Below are 15,733 nucleotides of genomic sequence, written 5' to 3' on the forward strand. Positions count from 1 at the left end.
TCGGGATGCTTCAGTGCGGGCTGGTTTAAGGGTATCTTCGAGTCGTGCATCTCTATGCCGCGTATGGCTCGAATCTCGACCCTGCCCGAATGCGCGCCACGTGCCCGCGGTCGCCCTTGGTGGGGACGGGTTGGCTGGAAGGCTGGCGTCTGACGTTCGGCAACGCCGACCTGGGCTCGGAGTCGGCGGTGGCCACGGTGGTGGAGTCGCCGGGCGAGCGGGTGTTCGTGGCGCTCTACGACCTGGATCCGGCCGACCGGCAGGTGCTGGACGAGCTCGAGGGGTTGAACTCGGGCCTGTACCGGAAGATGCACACGCAGGCGGCGACGCTCGAGGCGAACCGGCCGGTGTGGCTGTACGTGTTCGAGGGCTTCGAGGGCGGTCTGCCGAGCCAGTGGTACCTGGACGAGATCATGCGCGCGGCCGAGGCCGCGGGGGCGCCGCAGGACTACGTGGAGGCGCTGCGCAAGCGTCCCACCGCGGAGTGAGTCCTCAGTAGACGAAAAGGAGGGGGGACCGCCGGGCGGCTCCCCCCTCTTCGTGCCTTGTCGGTCAGAAGGCCGGGCTGTTGGCGGCGGCGAGGACCGTGTGGGTCATGACGCGGATGCCGTGGCCGAGGGCGGTCTCGTCGATGTCGAAGTTGCCCTGGTGGATGTCGAGGCGCTCGCCGGGGCGGCCGACGCCGAGGCGGGCCATGGCGCCCGGGACCTGCTCGAGGTAGTACGCGAAGTCCTCGCCGCCCATGGACATGGGGGCTTCGACGACGGCTTCGTCGCCGAGCGCGGCGGCGGCGGCTCCGGCGAACATGGCGGAGGCGAGCCGGTCGTTGACGACGGGCGGGACGCCGCGGCGGTAGTCGATCTCGCATTCGACGCCGGAGGCGCGGGCGACGGAGCGGGTGACCTCCTGGACGAGGTCGGGGATCATGTCCCAGGTCTCGCGGCCGTGGACGCGGACGGTGGCGCGCGCGAGGGCCTCCTGCGGGATGGCGTTCGCGGCCTCGCCGGCCTGGACGGCGCCGAAGACGATCGCGACGGACTGGCGCGGGTCGAGGCGGCGGTTGACGAGCGCGGGGACGTCGACGACGACGCGGCCGATGGCGTTGACGAGGTCGGAGGTGAGGTGCGGGCGGGAGGTGTGGCCGCCGCGGCCCTTCATGCGGACCTCCATGACGTCGCAGGCCGCGGTCAGGGGGCCGTTGCGGACGCCGATCTGCCCGGCGAGGAACTGCGGGTCGCAGTGGAACGCGAAGATCGCGGCGACGTCGGTGAGCGCGCCGTACTTGATCATGGTGGGCGCGCCGGACGGGAACTGCTCCTCGGAGGGCTGGAAGATCAGCCGGAAGCGGCCGGGGAGTCCTTCGCGGCGTTCGAGTTCGGCGAGGACGCGGCCCAGGCCGACGAGCATCGCGGTGTGGGCGTCGTGCCCGCACGCGTGGGTGACGCCGTCGACGGTGGAGCGGTACGGGACCTGCTTGGGGTCGTGTATGGGCAGGGCGTCCATGTCGGCGCGGATGGCGATGACGCGGTCGCCGGTGCCGATGTCGCAGGTGAGCCCGGTGCCGTCGGGGATGAGCTGCGGGTCGAGTCCGGCTTCGGCGAGACGGGCGGCGACGAAGTCCGCGGTGTCGTGCTCCTGGCGGGAGAGGCGCGGGTTCGCGTGGATGTGGCGGCGGGCCGCGACGACCTCGCCCGCGTGGGCGGCGAGCCAGCCGTCCAGGAACTCGGGCAGCGACGTGGACATGGGCTGCTCCTCAGCGGGATCGCCGGAATGGTCGAACGAGGGAAGGGCGCCGGGTACCACGAGACACGGTTCGGGCGCGATCGCGCTCGGCAGCGGCTCATTGGACTTTGTGGCGGTACCCATCTCGACGACTTTCTCCGCAGTGAGCGTAAACATTCCTTCGCGCCTCGCTATTCGCGTTCGAGGATCAAAGCCGAAAGGAGGCGATCCGGCAAGCTTAATCCGATCGCGCTCCGTTGCGGCCAGCGCCGTGATTTGCGACGCCCGGGTCCCGTCGCCCTGGTCCCCGCGCCAGTGGTGACGGTGCTGCGACGTGCGGTCACGATGTTGGAGCCGTACCCGCCGTCATGAGGCATAACGCTTGCCGAGCCGATAAGTTACGGCCGAGATCCTTTTTTCATACAGAACACGGACGCGCATGTCGGGCATGACGCGTCCGCGGACCAGTGTTTCCCGGGGTCGTGTTTTCGGCGACAGACGCGTTGTGCGCTTCGGCTGTGGGTGATGGTGCGGTCACCAGTTGTCGGTGGGTGTGTACCGTCCCCATTCGGCGGCGAGGGCGGTGCAGACTTCGCCGACGGTGGCGCCTGCGGCGAGGGCGTCCTTGAGGGGGTAGAGGACGTTGGCGGTGCCTGCGGCGGCGGCGGTGACGGCGGTGAGGGCGGTGGCGAGTGCCTGGGGGTCGCGGGCGGCGCGGTGGGCGGCGAGGCGTTGGATTTGGGCGGCTTCGACGGCGGGGTCGACTTTGAGGGGCTGGTAGGGGGTTTCGGCGTTGTCGAGGGTGTAGGCGTTGACGCCGACGACGGTCTGTTCGCCGGAGTCGATGCGTTTGGCGGTCTCGTAGGCGCTGCGTTCGATCTCGCTCTTCTGGAATCCGGCTTCGATGGCGGCGACGGCGGAGCCGTGGGCGAAGACGGCGTCGATGAGGCGGAGGGTCTCGGTTTCGATGTCGTCGGTGAGGGCTTCGACGGCGTAGGAGCCGGCGAAGGGGTCGACGGTGTCGGTGAGGTCGGTCTCGTTGGCGATGACCTGCTGGGTGCGCAGCGCCAGGCGGGCGGAGTTGTCGGTGGGGAGGGCGATGGCTTCGTCGTAGGCGTTGGTGTGGAGGGATTGTGTGCCGCCGAGGACGGCGGCGAGGGCTTGGACGGTGACGCGGGCGAGGTTGACTTCGGGTTGCTGGGCGGTGAGTTCGACGCCTGCGGTCTGGGTGTGGAAGCGGAGTTTCATGCTGCGGGGGTCCCTGGCGCCGAAGCGGTCGCGCATGATGTGGGCCCAGATGCGGCGGGCGGCGCGGAATTTGGCGACTTCGGTGAGGATGCGGGAGCGGGCGACGAAGAAGAAGGAGAGGCGGGGTGCGACGGCGTCGACGTGGAGTCCGGCTTTGACGGCGCAGTCGACGTATTCGATGCCGTCGGCGAGGGTGAAGGCGAGTTCCTGCGCGGGGGTGGCTCCGGCTTCGGCCATGTGGTAGCCGGAGATGGAGATGGTGTTCCATTGCGGGAGTTCGGCGGCGCAGTAGGCGAAGGTGTCGGCGACGAGGCGGAGCGAGGGGGCGGGCGGGAAGATGTAGGTGCCGCGGGCGATGTACTCCTTGAGGATGTCGTTCTGGACGGTGCCGCGCAGGCGTGCGGGGTCGGCGCCTTGTTCTTCGGCGACGAGCTGGTAGAGCAGGAGGAGGACGGCGGCGGGGGCGTTGATGGTCATGGAGGTGGAGACCTCGTCGAGGGGGATGTCGGCGAAGAGGGTGCGCATGTCGGCGAGGGAGTCGATGGCGACGCCGACTTTGCCGACTTCGCCTGCGGCTTCGGGGGCGTCGGAGTCGTAGCCCATCTGGGTGGGGAGGTCGAAGGCGACGGAGAGGCCGGTGGTGCCGGCTGCGAGGAGGTCCCGGTAGCGGCGGTTGGATTCGGCGGCGGTGGCGAAGCCGGCGTATTGGCGCATGGTCCAGGGCTTGGAGGTGTACATGGTGGGGTGGACGCCGCGGGTGTAGGGGAAGGACCCGGGTTCGCCGAGTCGTTCGGTGAGGTCGGCGGGGGTGTCTTCGGGTCGGTAGACGGGTCGGATCTCGATCCCGTCGCGGCCTTGCGGTGACGACTGCATGGCTGCCATCCTAGGGGTCGTACCTCGTCTTCGGGAAGGTCCGACCGGTTCCCGGCGGGGTCGTCGTGCCCCCGGCCGCCCGCCGTTTACGATGCCGTCCGCGACCGGTTACGGAAACCCGGTACCGACCGGTTGGCCCGGACACGGCAGACTAGTGGGGATCCCTCGCGAGGAGTGGCCGAATGACGTACTCATCTGACTACGGTCGCGGTGGTCCCGGCGCATACGAGGACCCCCGCCCCGGTGCGGTGCCGACCCCTCGGTACTCCCAGGAACCGCAAGAGCCTCAGTCGAACTGGGGTGCGGAGCTCGGCGGTGCCGATCCGCATCCTTCGTTCGGGGCGCGGTTCACCGGGTCGGACCCGTACCGTTCGGGGTCCCGTCCGGACCCGCGGTCGAATCCGGGTTTCAACCGGGACGCGTACGGCGGGGACTCGTACGGGGACTCCTCGTACCGGCATTCGTCGTCGTACGGGAACTACGGGAACCTGGGGCAGAGTTTCGCGGTCGGCGGGCAGGACGGGCGCGGTCCGGGCGGTCCGGCGGGCACGGGGAACCGGGCGGGGCCCGGTGACCTGGTGGCCGAGCGGTACCGGCTGGTGGATCTGGTCGGCAAGGGCGGCAACGGGTCGGTGTGGCGTGCGCAGGACATGGTGCTGCGTCGGGAGGTGGCGCTCAAGGAGGTGTTCCTGCCGCCGGACCTGCCGGCGCCGGAGCGGGCGCAGTTGATCGACCGGTCGCGGCGGGAGGCGCAGATCGCTGCGGCGCTGTCGCATCCGTCGATCATCCGGATCTTCGACGTGGTGGAGCACGGCGGGCTGCCGTGGATCGTGATGGAGCTCTTGCAGGCGCGGAGTCTGGCGGAGATCCTGACGCAGGACGGGCCGTTGGCGCCGCGGGTGGCGGCGAAGATCGGTCTGGCGCTGGTGGGGGCGTTGCAGGCGGCGCACGATGCGGGGATCATCCACCGTGACATCAAACCGGGGAACGTGCTGATCTCGACGGACGGGCGGTGCGTCCTGTCGGATTTCGGTGCGGCGCAGCAGCATCAGGTGTCGGGTGGGACGACGCCGGGGAAGGTGCTGGGGTCGGCGCACTACATCGCGCCGGAGCGGGCGGTGGGCCATCCGGCCGAGCCCGCGAGCGATGTGTTCAGTCTGGGTGTGACGTTGTACGCGGCGGTCGAGGGGCGTCCGCCGTTCGACCGCGGGGACGCGGTGTCGACGATGCGCGCGGTCGTGCAGGAGCCGCCGGAGAGCCCGCGCCATGCGGGGCCGCTGACGCCGCTCATCGGGGGGATGCTCGCGAAGGACCCGCAGCAGCGGGCGCCGCTGCCGCAGGTCCGCCAGGAGCTGCAGGTGCTGCTGGCCGGGCCGCTGGGGACGGGCGGCATCCCGCAGCAGTCGCCGCCGTACCAGCGGCAGGCCGCGCCGTACCAGGATGTGTCGCCGCCGCGCACCGGCGGGCGGCCGCAGGTGCGGGACGTGGAGCCGGAGGAGCCGGCCGGGAACGTCTGGAAGTCCACTTCGGTCATCGTAATCTGCGTGCTGCTGGCGCTCGTGCTGGGCTGGGGCGCCTACAAGTTCCTGCTCGGCGACACGAGCGGCGGCGGGGGCGGGGAGCCGGGTGCGTCCGAGAGCGCCGCCGAGGAGCCGTCCGGCGAGGGCGGCGAGTCGGAGGGGAGCGAGGGCGGGGAGGCCCCCGCGTTCGAGACGGCGACCTACGAGGGGGACGGGTTCACCGCGAACTATCCGGCCGGCTGGGCCGAGGGCGAAGCGGGCGAGTCGTACGTCGTGTTCTACAACCCTGAGGACGACACCCAGTGGGTGCGGTTCTACTCCGGGTTCAGCCACGACTTCGACACCGACCGGGAGTACCTCGAGGACTACTGGGAGAGCCTGCCGGAGAGCATGGAGGACCTCGAGCAGGTCCAGCTCGCGGACGCCTCGGTCGCGGGGATGGACGGCGCGGTCCTGGAGTACACGGGCACGAACACCGACGGCGGGGCCGAGCGGCACTCGATCTGGTCGCTCGTCTACGACGGCGAAGCGGCCTCGTACGGCGTGTTCGTCTCCGGCGACGCCGATTCATGGGACCTATCACAGCAGGTGTACGACGAGGCTGTGGCGTCGTTCCAGACCGGCTGAGGCCACACCGTCCACAACAGGTGCCTCCCGTCATGCGGGTATGCGACGATTTCCGCATGACCGAGGAGACGACCAACCTGGATGCGCTGCGCGCCGACGTGCTGCAGTGGATCACCGACGACCCTGACAAGACCTCCCGGGACGAGCTGTACCGGCTGCTCGACGGCTTCCCCGCGACGGCTCCGGAGCTCGCCGACCGCTTCGCCGGGCGGCTGAAGTTCGGCACCGCGGGCCTGCGCGGGCCCCTGCGGGCCGGACCGAACGGCATGAACCTCGCCGTCGTGCGCGCCGCCGCCGCGGGGCTCGCGAACTGGCTCGACGCCAAGGGCGCCGAAGGGCCCGTCGTCATCGGCTACGACGCCCGCCACGGCAGCCGCGAGTTCGCGGCCGAGACCGCGCGCGTCGTCACCGGCTCGGGCCGCCGCGCCCTCGTCATGCCCGGGACGCTCCCCACGCCCGTGACCGCCTACGCCGTCACGAAGCTGAACGCCGCGGCGGCCGTCCAGGTCACCGCCAGCCACAACCCGCCGCAGGACAACGGCTACAAGGTCTACCTCGGCCGCGAGCTCGGCGGCGACCTCGGCGCGGGCGCCCAGATCGTGCCGCCCGCCGACACCGAGATCGAGGCCGCGATCGAGGCGCTCGGCCCGCTCTCGGAGATCCCCCTCGGCGACGAGGGCGAGACCCTCGACGAGTCCATCGTGGACCAGTACCTGGCGGCGATCGCCTCCGTCGTCGACCCCGACGACCCCAAGCGCCTCGCCTCCGTCGCCACCCCGATGCACGGCGTCGGCGGCGCGACCTTGGTGCGCGCCATGGAGAAGGCCGGGTTCCCCGCCCCGATCCTCGTCGCCGACCAGGCCGAGCCCGACGCCGACTTCCCCACCGTCGCGTTCCCCAACCCCGAAGAGCCCGGCGCGATCGACCGGCTCAAGGCCCTCGCGGTCGAAGAGGGCGCCGACGTCGCGCTCGCCCTCGACCCCGACGCCGACCGCTGCTCCGTGGCCGTCCCCGCCGGCGACGGCACCTGGCGCCAGCTCTCGGGCAACGAAGTGGGCGTGCTCCTGGCCGACCACTGGATGCGCAAGGGCCGCAAGGGCACCTACGCGACCACGATCGTCTCCACCACGCAGCTCAAGGCGATGTGCGAGAAGCGCGGCCTCGGCTACATGGAGACCCTCACCGGCTTCAAGTGGCTCGCCCGCACCAACGCCGACCTCGCGTTCGCGTTCGAGGAGGCCCTCGGCTACTGCGTCGCCCCCGAGTTCCTGCGCGACAAGGACGGCATCTCCGCGTCCCTCGTCGTCGCCGAGATCGCCGCCGGGCAGGCCGCCCGCATGGCGACGCTCCAGGACCGGCTCGACGAGCTCGCCGAGGAGTTCGGCGTCTACGAGACCGGGCAGCTGTCCGTCCGCGTCGAGGACCTCAGCGAGATCGCCGCGTGCATGAAGCGCCTGCGCGCCCACCCGCCCACGTCGCTGCTCGACGAGCCCGTCACCGAGTACCTCGACCGGCTCCCCGACGCCGACGTCGTCACCGTCACCACCGCGAACGCCCGGGTCGTCTGCCGCCCCTCCGGCACCGAGCCGAAGCTCAAGGCCTACCTCGAGGTCCGCGAGGACGTCGGCGGCGACCTCGGCGCGGCCCGCGAGCGCGCCCGCGCCTCCGTCGAGGCCCTGAAGGCCGAGATCGCGGCCGTCCTGGGCGTGCCCCACTAGGAAGCGGACGTCAAGGGAGGCCGGGCGATGTGAGCCCGGCCTCCCTTTTTCGTGAGCGCGTGTCACTCCCACGAATGACCGCTGGAGTCTGGTAAATCAGATAATATGATAGGTATGACTGCCATAACCGCCACCGAGGCCGCGCGCCGGTTCTCGGCGATCCTGGACGCGTCGAGCCGCGGCGAGACCTTCGAGGTCATGCGCGGAGGCAAACACGTCGCGACGATCACGCCCCCGCACCGCGCCAACGGCGCGGCCATCATCGAGGCGTACTCCTCGATCGAGCCCGACGAGGAATTCGCGGACCTGCTCGAAGAAGTCCACCGCGACATGAACAAGCCGTCCGAGATCGAGGACCCGTGGGCCGAAGACTGATCCTCGACACCGGTGTGCTCATCGCCTTCGAGCGGCGCAAGCTCGACCCGACATCGGTTCTGGACTTCGACGACGACGCCGCCGTCGCGACCGTGACGCTGACCGAGTTGAAGGTCGGCGTGAAGCTCTCCCCGCCTGAAAAGCGAGCGCGCCGGACCGGCGCGATCGAACGCGTGCTTCGGCTTTGCACCATTGAGGACTACACGGCGGATACGGCGGAGTTCCATGCCGAACTCAAGGCCCATTGCACGAGGACCGGATCGCCTCGGGGCGAGCTCGATCTCATCATCGCCGCAACCGCACTGGAGACCCAGCGGGCCCTTGTCACCCTCGACCGCAAGGCCGACTTCGGCGGCCTCCCCGGAGTGAACGTCATCGAGCTGTGAACAGGAAAAGGGGCCCGGCATGATCCCGGGCCCCTTTTTCTGTCGACTGCTAGAAACGGCGGTACGCGCCGAACTGGCGGTCGCCCGCGTCCCCCAGGCCGGGGACGATGTAGGCCTTGTCGTTGAGGACCGGGTCCACGGCCGCGGTCGTCATCTTCATCGCGATGCCCGACGCGGCGAGCTTCTCGATGCCGTCCGGCGCGCACAGGACACTGATCAGGTCGATGTCGGTGCAGCCGCGGGCGGCGATCATCTCGCAGCAGCGCAGCAGCGACCCTCCGGTGGCGACCATCGGGTCCAGCACGATCACGTGCCGCCCCGTCAGGTCGTCCGGCAGGGACTCCATGTACGCGTACGGCTCGTGCGTCTCCTCGTCGCGGGCCAGGCCCACGAACCCCATCGACGCGTCAGGGATCATCGCCTGCGCCGCGTCGGCCATGCCGAGCCCGGCGCGCAGCACCGGCACGAGCACCGGCGGGTTCCCGAGGCGGAAGCCCTTGGCCGGAGCCACCGGCGTCCGGATCTCGTATTCGGTCACGGCCACGTCGCGCGTGGCCTCGTAGACGAGCATCATGGTGAGCTCGTGCAGGGCAGCCCGGAACCTAGGCGAGTCCGAGCGCTCGTCCCGCATGGCGGTAAGCCGTTCTGCGGCGAGCGGGTGTTCGACGATCTTGACATCCACGGTTCCCAACCTTAACGCCCAGGCAGCCGCGCTAATGTGAGCCTGTCGCCACACTCCGAACGCCACGTCACACCGAACGGATATTATCGGGTCATGGGATCAATTTTGAGCGGCGTCGAGGCCGCGTCCCTCGTCCGCGCCCTCCCCGGCGTCGACGCGGTCGGCCTCGAAGCGCGCGCGGCGGGGCTCGCCACCCGCTCGGTCAAAGCGGACGCGAAGGCGAAGGCCATCGACCTCGCCATCAGCATGATCGACCTCACCACGCTGGAAGGCGCCGACACCCCCGGGAAGGTCCGGTCGCTCGCCGCGAAGGCCATGCGGCCCGACGGCGACGCGCCCTCCACCGCCGCGGTCTGCGTCTACCCGTCGATGGTCGCCGTCGCCGCCGAGGCCCTCCAGGGCTCGGACGTGAAGGTCGCCTCCGTGGCCACGGGCTTCCCGGCCGGGCAGGTGCCCCTCGACGTGCGGCTCGCCGACACCGAGGCCGCCGTGCGCGCCGGAGCCGACGAGATCGACATGGTCATCAGCCGCGGCGCCTACCTGTCGGGCGATCTGGAGCGGGTGTTCCACGAGATCAAGGCCGTGAAGGCCGCCGCGGGCGACGCCCGCCTCAAGGTCATCCTCGAGACCGGCGAACTGGTCACCTACGACGACGTGCGCCGCGCGTCCTGGCTCGCCATGTACGCCGGGGCCGACTTCATCAAGACCTCCACCGGCAAGGTCGGCGTCAACGCCACCCTGCCCGTGACCCTGCTGATGATGCAGGCCGTGCGCGACTACAAGGCACTCACCGGCGTCCAGGTCGGCGTCAAGCCCGCGGGCGGCATCCGCAACACCAAGGACGCCATCAAGTACCTGGTGTGCGTCAACGAGGTCCTCGGCGACCCGTGGCTCTCCAACGAGTGGTTCCGCTTCGGCGCCTCCAGCCTCCTCAACGACCTGCTCATGCAGCGCCAGAAGCTCACAACCGGCCACTACTCCGGCCCCGACTACGTGACGGTGGACTAAGCGATGTTCGAGTACGCGCCCGCACCCGAGTCGGTGCGGCCCCAGATCAAAGAGCACTACGGGCTCTTCATCGACGGCGAGTTCACCGACGCCGCCGACGGCGCCGTCTTCAAGTCGGTCAATCCGTCCACCGAGGAGGCCCTGTTCACGGTGGCCGAGGCCGGCGCGGCCGACGTCGCGAAGGCCGTCGCCGCCGCCCGCCGCGCGCAGGAGTCCGTGTGGGGCCCCATGAGCGGCAGCGAAAGAGGCAAGTACCTGTTCCGCATCGCCCGGCTCCTGCAGGAGCGGGCCCGCGAGTTCGCCGTCGCCGAGTCCCTCGACAACGGCAAGCCCATCAAGGAGACCCGCGACTTCGACATCCCCACCGCCGCGCAGCACTTCTTCTACCACGCCGGATGGGCCGACAAGCTCGCCTACGCGGGCCTCGGCGCCGACCCGAGGCCGCTCGGCGTCATCGGCCAGGTCATCCCGTGGAACTTCCCGCTGCTCATGCTCGCGTGGAAGATCGCGCCCGCCCTCGCGTGCGGGAACACGGTGGTGCTCAAGCCCGCCGAGACCACGCCGCTGACCGCGCTCATGTTCGCAGAGCTGTGCCAGGAGGCCGACCTGCCCGCGGGCGTCGTCAACATCCTCCCCGGCGCGGGCGCAACGGGCGCGGCGCTCGTCGACAGCGCCGTGGACAAGATCGCGTTCACCGGCTCCACCGCCGTGGGCCGCGCGATCGCCAAGTCCATCGCCGGGTCGAAGAAGAAGCTCACCCTGGAGCTCGGCGGCAAGGCCGCGAACATCGTGTTCGACGACGCCCCCGTCGACCAGGCCGTCGAGGGCATCGTCAACGGCATCTTCTTCAACCAGGGGCACGTGTGCTGCGCCGGTTCGCGCCTCCTCGTGCAGGAGTCCGTGGCCGACGAGGTCCTCGAGCGCTTGAAGGCCCGCGTCGAGACGCTGCGCGTGGGCGACCCGCTCGACAAGAACACCGACATCGGCGCGATCAACTCCGCCGAGCAGCTCGAACGCATCCGGGCCCTCGCCGAGACCGGGACGGGCGAGGGCGCCGACGTGTGGCAGCCCGCCTGCGACCTGCCCGAACGCGGGTTCTGGTTCCGCCCCACCGTGTTCACCGGCGTCCAGCAGTCGATGCGGATCGCCAAGGAGGAGATCTTCGGCCCGGTGCTCAGCGTCCTCACGTTCCGCACCCCCGACGAGGCGATCGCCAAGGCCAACAACACACCGTACGGCCTGTCCGCCGGGGTGTGGACCGAGAAGGGCTCCAAGATCCTGTGGGCCGCCGAGCGGCTGCGCGCGGGCGTGGTGTGGGCCAACACGTTCAACCAGTTCGACGCCGCCAGCCCCTTCGGCGGCCTGAAGGAGTCCGGTTACGGCCGCGAAGGCGGCCGCCAGGGCTTGGAGGCGTACCTCGATGTCTGATCGTCTGCGGGTCAAGAAGACCTACAAGCTGTACGTGGGCGGGAAGTTCCCGCGCTCGGAGTCCGGAAGGAGCTACCCCGTGAGCAGTCCGGACGGGACCGAGCTGGCCAACGCCGCGCTCGCCAGCCGCAAGGACGGCCGCGACGCCGTCGCCGCCGCCCGCAAGGCGCAGCGGCCGTGGGCGGGCCAGACCGCGTACCTGCGCGGGCAGATCCTCTACCGCGCCGCCGAGATGCTCGAAGGCCGCGCCGGGCAGTTCGCCGAGGAGGTCGCCGACGCGACGGGCGTCGAGCCGCAGGCGGCCCTGGCGACCGTGGAGGCCGCGGTCGACCGGCTCGTGCACTACGCGGGCTGGACCGACAAGTACACGTCGGTGCTCGGCGGGGCCAACCCCGTCGCGGGCCCCTACTTCAACCACACGACGCCCGAACCGCTCGGCGTCGTCGCCGTGGTCGCGCCCCAGGACGACCCCTTCCTCGGGCTCGTCGAGGCCGTCGCCCCCGCGATCGCCACCGGCAACACCGTCGTCGTCCTCGCCAGCGAGTCGAAGCCGCTGCCCGCGTTGAGCTTCGGCGAAGTGCTCGCCACCTCCGACCTGCCCGGCGGGGTCGTCAACATCCTCAGCGGCAAGGCCGCCGAGGTCGCGCCGCACCTGGCCGCGCACGCCGACGTCAACGGGATCGACCTCTCCGGTGTCGCCGACGCCGGCCTGGCCGCCTCCCTGGAGGCCGCCGCGGCCGAGACGCTCAAGGTGGTGCGCCGCCCCGGGAAGTCCGGCGACTCGCTCGACCTGCTGCGGCAGTGGACCGAGTACAAGACCGTGTGGCACCCGGCCGGGATGGCCGCCGCCGCCGGAGGCGCGTACTAGTCGCTTGCAAGAAGGCCCCGCTCGCATCGAGCGGGGCCTTTTTCTTTCAGGGTCTACCGGGTACGACCGGGCGTGTCGCCCCGTCGTAGGCTGTTCCCCAGCTAGATCACTACGGGAGGGACGCGACATGGCGGCCGAATCTGACGCGGTGCGCAGCGCCGAGACCGACAAGCTCTGGAATGAGACGAGCGTCGACCCGGTGGAGCTCCACCTGGGCAAGGACTCCGGTTTCACCCTGCGCGCGTACCGGATGTCGGACACCCTCCCCGGCGCCAAGGCCAAAGCCGAGGAACCCGAAGCGGCAGAGGAAGAAGAAGAGGACGTCCCGGTCGGCAGGCACGCCGCCGCCGAAGACGACGACACCGACGCCGAGGACGAGGACGCCCCCGAGCCCGACGCCGCCGACTTCGAGGACGAGGACGCCGAGGAAGAAGAGGACGCCCTCGACGCCGAACCCGAAGAGGTCCCGGTCTTCCTGACCCGCAAGGGGAAGCTGCTCGTCTTCCGCGAAGCCGACGCGCTCGTCGCCTACGTCAAGGCGAACGACGACCACGACCTCGCCGCGATCGAGGAGTACGCCGAACTCCAGGAGCGCCTCAGCGCCGACGACATCGTGTGTGACGAAGACGACATCTACGAGCTCGACCTGGTCGTGGCCAACCTCCGCGGCGGCCAGGAGTCCTGGGAGCCCGAGCTGCTCATCAAGGCCGCCGAAGTCGGCCGCGACCTCGGCTACGCGCTCAAGAACGACTCCGTCATCGCCTCGCTCGCGCCCGGCTCGCCGCTCGACGACCTCGACGAGACCTTCCGCGTCGTCGTCGACGGAGGCCTGCGCGGCAAACTCGCCAAGCGCCGCTTGAAGAAGAACGACTCGCAGCAGGCCGCCATCGCCTGGCGCGGCGTCATCGCCAAGATCAACGACCACGTCGAATGGCGCGATTAACGCCGCCCGCAATCGGCCGAACAGCCGATCCGGACTCATACTCGGAGTCCGTTTCCAAAGCCCTGCAGAGGCGCCGCCGCGTCCCCACGCGGCGGCGCCTCGACGTGTCACAGCGTTATTCCACAAGGGAATCCCCTGGTGGGCAGCGTCAAGGAATTGACGGAAATGCGTGCTATGACCTTCCATCCCTTCATGAACCCGCACTGACCGTCCGCTTGCAGAACCGAGTATTCTGCGGAAAACTGATAACGGACTGGTAAATACAGGCTGGGCTGCGGCCCGCCGACAGGGGCCGGCGCCCGTCCGGGTGCGCCCGACGAGAGGAGCCCCGCGGGTGCAAGTGTTCTGCGGCATCACCATCGACCAGCAGGTAGCAGGAGCCGGACAAGGCGACACCGCCTGCGCCGTCGCGCTCGTCGCGGCCGGCGGCAGCCTCATCGCCACCGACACCTTCGGCGACGACCCCCGCGGCTGGGTCCGCCTCAACAGCCTTCTCGCGCGATCCGCGCCCGGCCAGTCGGTCTCGGTCGCCGTCGACGGCGACGTCGTCCAGCTCGCCGAGTTCGCCGCCGCCGCCGGACAGCTCGTCATCCGCTCCACCAGCCCCGCCTCGCGCTCCAAGGACGCCCTCGACGACGCCATCGCCATGGCCCGCGGCCTCGCCACCGGCGAAGTCTCCGGCCAGCCCTACGCCGCGCGCCCTGAGATGAACGCTCTGCGGCCCATCCTCGACACGGTGGCATCGGCCGCCAGGGCACGCCACGACGCGGCAGAGGCCCTCACGTGCCTCCTGCGGGCCGTGTTCCCGGCGGCGCTGGCCGCGTGGGACGACCCGAGCGAGGCCAACGCCGTCGCCATCCTCACCCGCCTCCCCCAGCCCGGTGCGCTCCAGTCGATCTCGACCGAGGAGCTCGCCGCCGACCTCGCCACCGTGGCCGACCCCGGCCAGGTCGCGGCGATGGCAGGCGCCCTCACCGAGGCCATCCGCGAACTCGGCGGCGGCGACGACCCGTCCGTCGCCCCTTCCGTCTCCGCGACCGCCGCGGCGATCTCCGCCTGGGACCGGTCGCTCGAAGGCCTCATCGGCCTCCTCCAGGCCAAGCGCCCCCGGCTCGACGCGCCGCGCCCCGAGTACGACGACGACGAGGACCGCGGGCCGATCCGCCGCGGCCACGACACGCACACCACCGTGCGCCTCCCCGGCGACCTCCCCGACCGCCAGAGCCTGCGCGCGCTCGACCCCGCGTCCCAGCTGCACTCGGTCGTCGACCTCGAAGCGACCCAGGTCATCCCCGAGTCGCAGATGCCCGTCGACGGCGAGAGCCACACCCGCTCCATCCGCAGGCGCCGCCGGGCCGAACCGGCCGAACTGCCGCAGGCGGAACCGGCCGAGCGGCCCTCGCGCACGGCCTTGAACGACGCGTTCCAGTCCGAGGGCATGCGCCAGCCGGACCCCGAGCCGCGCCGCCACCCGTGGCAGCCCCGGGAGGACGTCCACATCGTCGACGTCGCCAGCCTCATGGCCGACGACGACGGCCTCATGATCCTCGGCCAGGCCCGCAGCGCCTGGTTCAAGCGGCCCGAAGGCGAAGAGCCCGAACCGGAGTCGTGGAACCTCCCCGGCGACGAGGGCTGGCGCATGGCCCGCCACGTCACCGAGGCGCCCGAGACCGAGGAGCCGACCACGCCCACCGGGCTGCCGCGCCGCAAGCCGCAGGCGAACCTGGTCCCCGGCGCGGTCGTCGCCGACGAGCACCCGCGCTTCGACGAGCCGATCGACCGCGACCCCGAACTGCTCGCCCAGAACACGGCCGGCTACTTCAAGGGCTGGGGCCGCGCCCGCGGCGGCCGCCCCGGCGCGCCCGCCCGCAACGAGCGGATGGCCACCCGATGAGCGCCAACCTCGGCGTCTACGAGCGGTCGCTGAGCATGCTGCTCGGCTCGCTCGTGGCCCGCACCCCCGGACTCTCGCACGCCGTCCTCGTCTCCGTCGACGGCCTCCCCCTCGCCGTCTCCGCCGGGCTCCCCAAGGAGCGCGCGGACCAGCTGGCGGGCATCGGCTCCGGCCTCCTGTCGATGGGCGAGGGCGCCGGCCGGTCCATGGACCACGGCCCCACCCAGCAGGTCATCGTCGAGATGGCCGAAGGCGTCCTCCTGGCCGCCCCGGTCGGACCGCAGATCTGCCTCACGCTCCTGGCCGTCTCCCAGTGCGACCGCGAGCAGCTCGGGTACGAGCTCGGCCAGTTCACGATGCAGGTCGGGCCGCTCCTCAACGAGGCGCTGACGAACACCGGGTCCATCCCGAAGGTCATCTGAGACAACGGAAAAGGGCCCC

At 70.8% G+C, this 15,733-nt stretch carries 14 protein-coding genes; 11 read left to right on the forward strand and 3 right to left on the reverse strand.

The window, feature by feature from the left end:
- Positions 1-44: 44 nt before the first annotated feature.
- Positions 45-488 (forward strand): gamma-glutamylcyclotransferase family protein, encoded by a 444-nt coding sequence (locus tag ACGGCP_RS23705; RefSeq protein ID WP_392970039.1) that lies wholly within the window; start codon positions 45-47, stop codon positions 486-488.
- A gap of 64 nt (positions 489-552) precedes the next feature.
- On the opposite strand, the gene ACGGCP_RS23710 is transcribed toward ACGGCP_RS23705, so the two are convergent.
- Both ACGGCP_RS23710 and ACGGCP_RS23715 read right to left on the reverse strand, forming a co-directional pair.
- Entirely contained in the window at positions 553-1,743 is a 1,191-nt protein-coding gene (locus tag ACGGCP_RS23710; RefSeq protein ID WP_392970042.1) for an amidohydrolase, read from the reverse strand.
- 513 nt (positions 1,744-2,256) lie between these two features.
- A complete protein-coding gene (locus tag ACGGCP_RS23715; RefSeq protein ID WP_392970045.1) occupies positions 2,257-3,843 on the reverse strand; it encodes a methylmalonyl-CoA mutase in 1,587 nt (528 codons plus the stop codon).
- A gap of 182 nt (positions 3,844-4,025) precedes the next feature.
- Here ACGGCP_RS23715 and ACGGCP_RS23720 point away from each other — a divergent pair, with 182 nt between their 5' ends.
- The 4 genes from ACGGCP_RS23720 to ACGGCP_RS23735 all read left to right on the forward strand — a co-directional run bounded on the left by ACGGCP_RS23720 (position 4,026) and on the right by ACGGCP_RS23735 (position 8,469).
- On the forward strand, positions 4,026-5,990 hold the full coding sequence (locus tag ACGGCP_RS23720; protein ID WP_392970048.1) for a serine/threonine-protein kinase: 1,965 nt from the start codon (positions 4,026-4,028) through the stop codon (positions 5,988-5,990).
- A gap of 56 nt (positions 5,991-6,046) precedes the next feature.
- Positions 6,047-7,708: a phospho-sugar mutase gene (locus ACGGCP_RS23725; RefSeq protein ID WP_392970051.1), complete on the forward strand. Its 1,662-nt coding sequence runs from the start codon at positions 6,047-6,049 to the stop codon at positions 7,706-7,708.
- Between the two features lie 114 nt (positions 7,709-7,822).
- On the forward strand, positions 7,823-8,083 hold the full coding sequence (locus ACGGCP_RS23730; protein ID WP_392970054.1) for a type II toxin-antitoxin system Phd/YefM family antitoxin: 261 nt from the start codon (positions 7,823-7,825) through the stop codon (positions 8,081-8,083).
- The gene (locus ACGGCP_RS23735; protein WP_392970058.1) at positions 8,068-8,469 is read left to right on the forward strand and encodes a PIN domain-containing protein; all 402 of its coding nucleotides are present in this window, start codon (positions 8,068-8,070) and stop codon (positions 8,467-8,469) included. Before ACGGCP_RS23730 ends, ACGGCP_RS23735 begins: the two co-directional genes overlap by 16 nt.
- A 49-nt stretch (positions 8,470-8,518) precedes the next feature.
- Here the strand turns inward: ACGGCP_RS23735 and upp are convergent, their stop codons facing one another.
- Positions 8,519-9,151, reverse strand: a complete 633-nt coding sequence (gene upp, locus ACGGCP_RS23740) for a uracil phosphoribosyltransferase (RefSeq protein WP_392970061.1) — start codon at positions 9,149-9,151, stop codon at positions 8,519-8,521.
- Positions 9,152-9,244: 93 nt separating this feature from the next.
- Between upp and deoC the strand changes: the two genes are divergently transcribed.
- The 6 genes from deoC to ACGGCP_RS23770 all read left to right on the forward strand — a co-directional run bounded on the left by deoC (position 9,245) and on the right by ACGGCP_RS23770 (position 15,714).
- Positions 9,245-10,159, forward strand: coding sequence for a deoxyribose-phosphate aldolase (gene deoC / locus ACGGCP_RS23745; RefSeq protein ID WP_392970064.1), 915 nt, complete (start codon positions 9,245-9,247; stop codon positions 10,157-10,159).
- Positions 10,160-10,162: 3 nt separating this feature from the next.
- Positions 10,163-11,587 carry an aldehyde dehydrogenase family protein gene (locus ACGGCP_RS23750; RefSeq protein WP_392970067.1) on the forward strand — a complete coding sequence of 475 codons (1,425 nt, stop codon included), beginning with the start codon at positions 10,163-10,165 and terminating at the stop codon, positions 11,585-11,587.
- Entirely contained in the window at positions 11,580-12,455 is an 876-nt protein-coding gene (locus ACGGCP_RS23755) for an aldehyde dehydrogenase family protein (RefSeq protein ID WP_392970070.1), read from the forward strand. The genes ACGGCP_RS23750 and ACGGCP_RS23755 overlap by 8 nt, the downstream gene beginning before the upstream one ends.
- 127 nt (positions 12,456-12,582) lie before the next feature.
- Entirely contained in the window at positions 12,583-13,398 is an 816-nt protein-coding gene (locus tag ACGGCP_RS23760; RefSeq protein ID WP_392970073.1) for a DNA primase, read from the forward strand.
- A gap of 334 nt (positions 13,399-13,732) precedes the next feature.
- A complete protein-coding gene (locus tag ACGGCP_RS23765) occupies positions 13,733-15,292 on the forward strand; it encodes a hypothetical protein (protein WP_392970076.1) in 1,560 nt (519 codons plus the stop codon).
- Positions 15,289-15,714: a roadblock/LC7 domain-containing protein gene (locus tag ACGGCP_RS23770; RefSeq protein ID WP_205328069.1), complete on the forward strand. Its 426-nt coding sequence runs from the start codon at positions 15,289-15,291 to the stop codon at positions 15,712-15,714. Before ACGGCP_RS23765 ends, ACGGCP_RS23770 begins: the two co-directional genes overlap by 4 nt.
- The last annotated feature ends 19 nt before the right edge of the window (positions 15,715-15,733 follow it).

It is taken from the genome of Glycomyces sp. NPDC048151, from assembly GCF_043202775.1.
GTDB lineage: Bacteria > Actinomycetota > Actinomycetes > Mycobacteriales > Micromonosporaceae > Glycomyces.

Bases quoted from the DNA above. Each gene is read 5' to 3' on its own strand.
- ACGGCP_RS23750 (WP_392970067.1), top strand. From the start codon at position 10,163: ATGTTCGAGTACGCGCCCGCACCCGAGTCGGTGCGGCCCCAGATCAAA.
- ACGGCP_RS23715 (WP_392970045.1), bottom strand. From the start codon at position 3,843: ATGCAGTCGTCACCGCAAGGCCGCGACGGGATCGAGATCCGACCCGTC.
- ACGGCP_RS23720 (WP_392970048.1), top strand. From the start codon at position 4,026: ATGACGTACTCATCTGACTACGGTCGCGGTGGTCCCGGCGCATACGAG.
- ACGGCP_RS23710 (WP_392970042.1), bottom strand. From the start codon at position 1,743: ATGTCCACGTCGCTGCCCGAGTTCCTGGACGGCTGGCTCGCCGCCCAC.
- ACGGCP_RS23760 (WP_392970073.1), top strand. From the start codon at position 12,583: ATGGCGGCCGAATCTGACGCGGTGCGCAGCGCCGAGACCGACAAGCTC.
- ACGGCP_RS23725 (WP_392970051.1), top strand. From the start codon at position 6,047: ATGACCGAGGAGACGACCAACCTGGATGCGCTGCGCGCCGACGTGCTG.
- ACGGCP_RS23730 (WP_392970054.1), top strand. From the start codon at position 7,823: ATGACTGCCATAACCGCCACCGAGGCCGCGCGCCGGTTCTCGGCGATC.
- ACGGCP_RS23755 (WP_392970070.1), top strand. From the start codon at position 11,580: ATGTCTGATCGTCTGCGGGTCAAGAAGACCTACAAGCTGTACGTGGGC.
- ACGGCP_RS23770 (WP_205328069.1), top strand. From the start codon at position 15,289: ATGAGCGCCAACCTCGGCGTCTACGAGCGGTCGCTGAGCATGCTGCTC.
- deoC (WP_392970064.1), top strand. From the start codon at position 9,245: ATGGGATCAATTTTGAGCGGCGTCGAGGCCGCGTCCCTCGTCCGCGCC.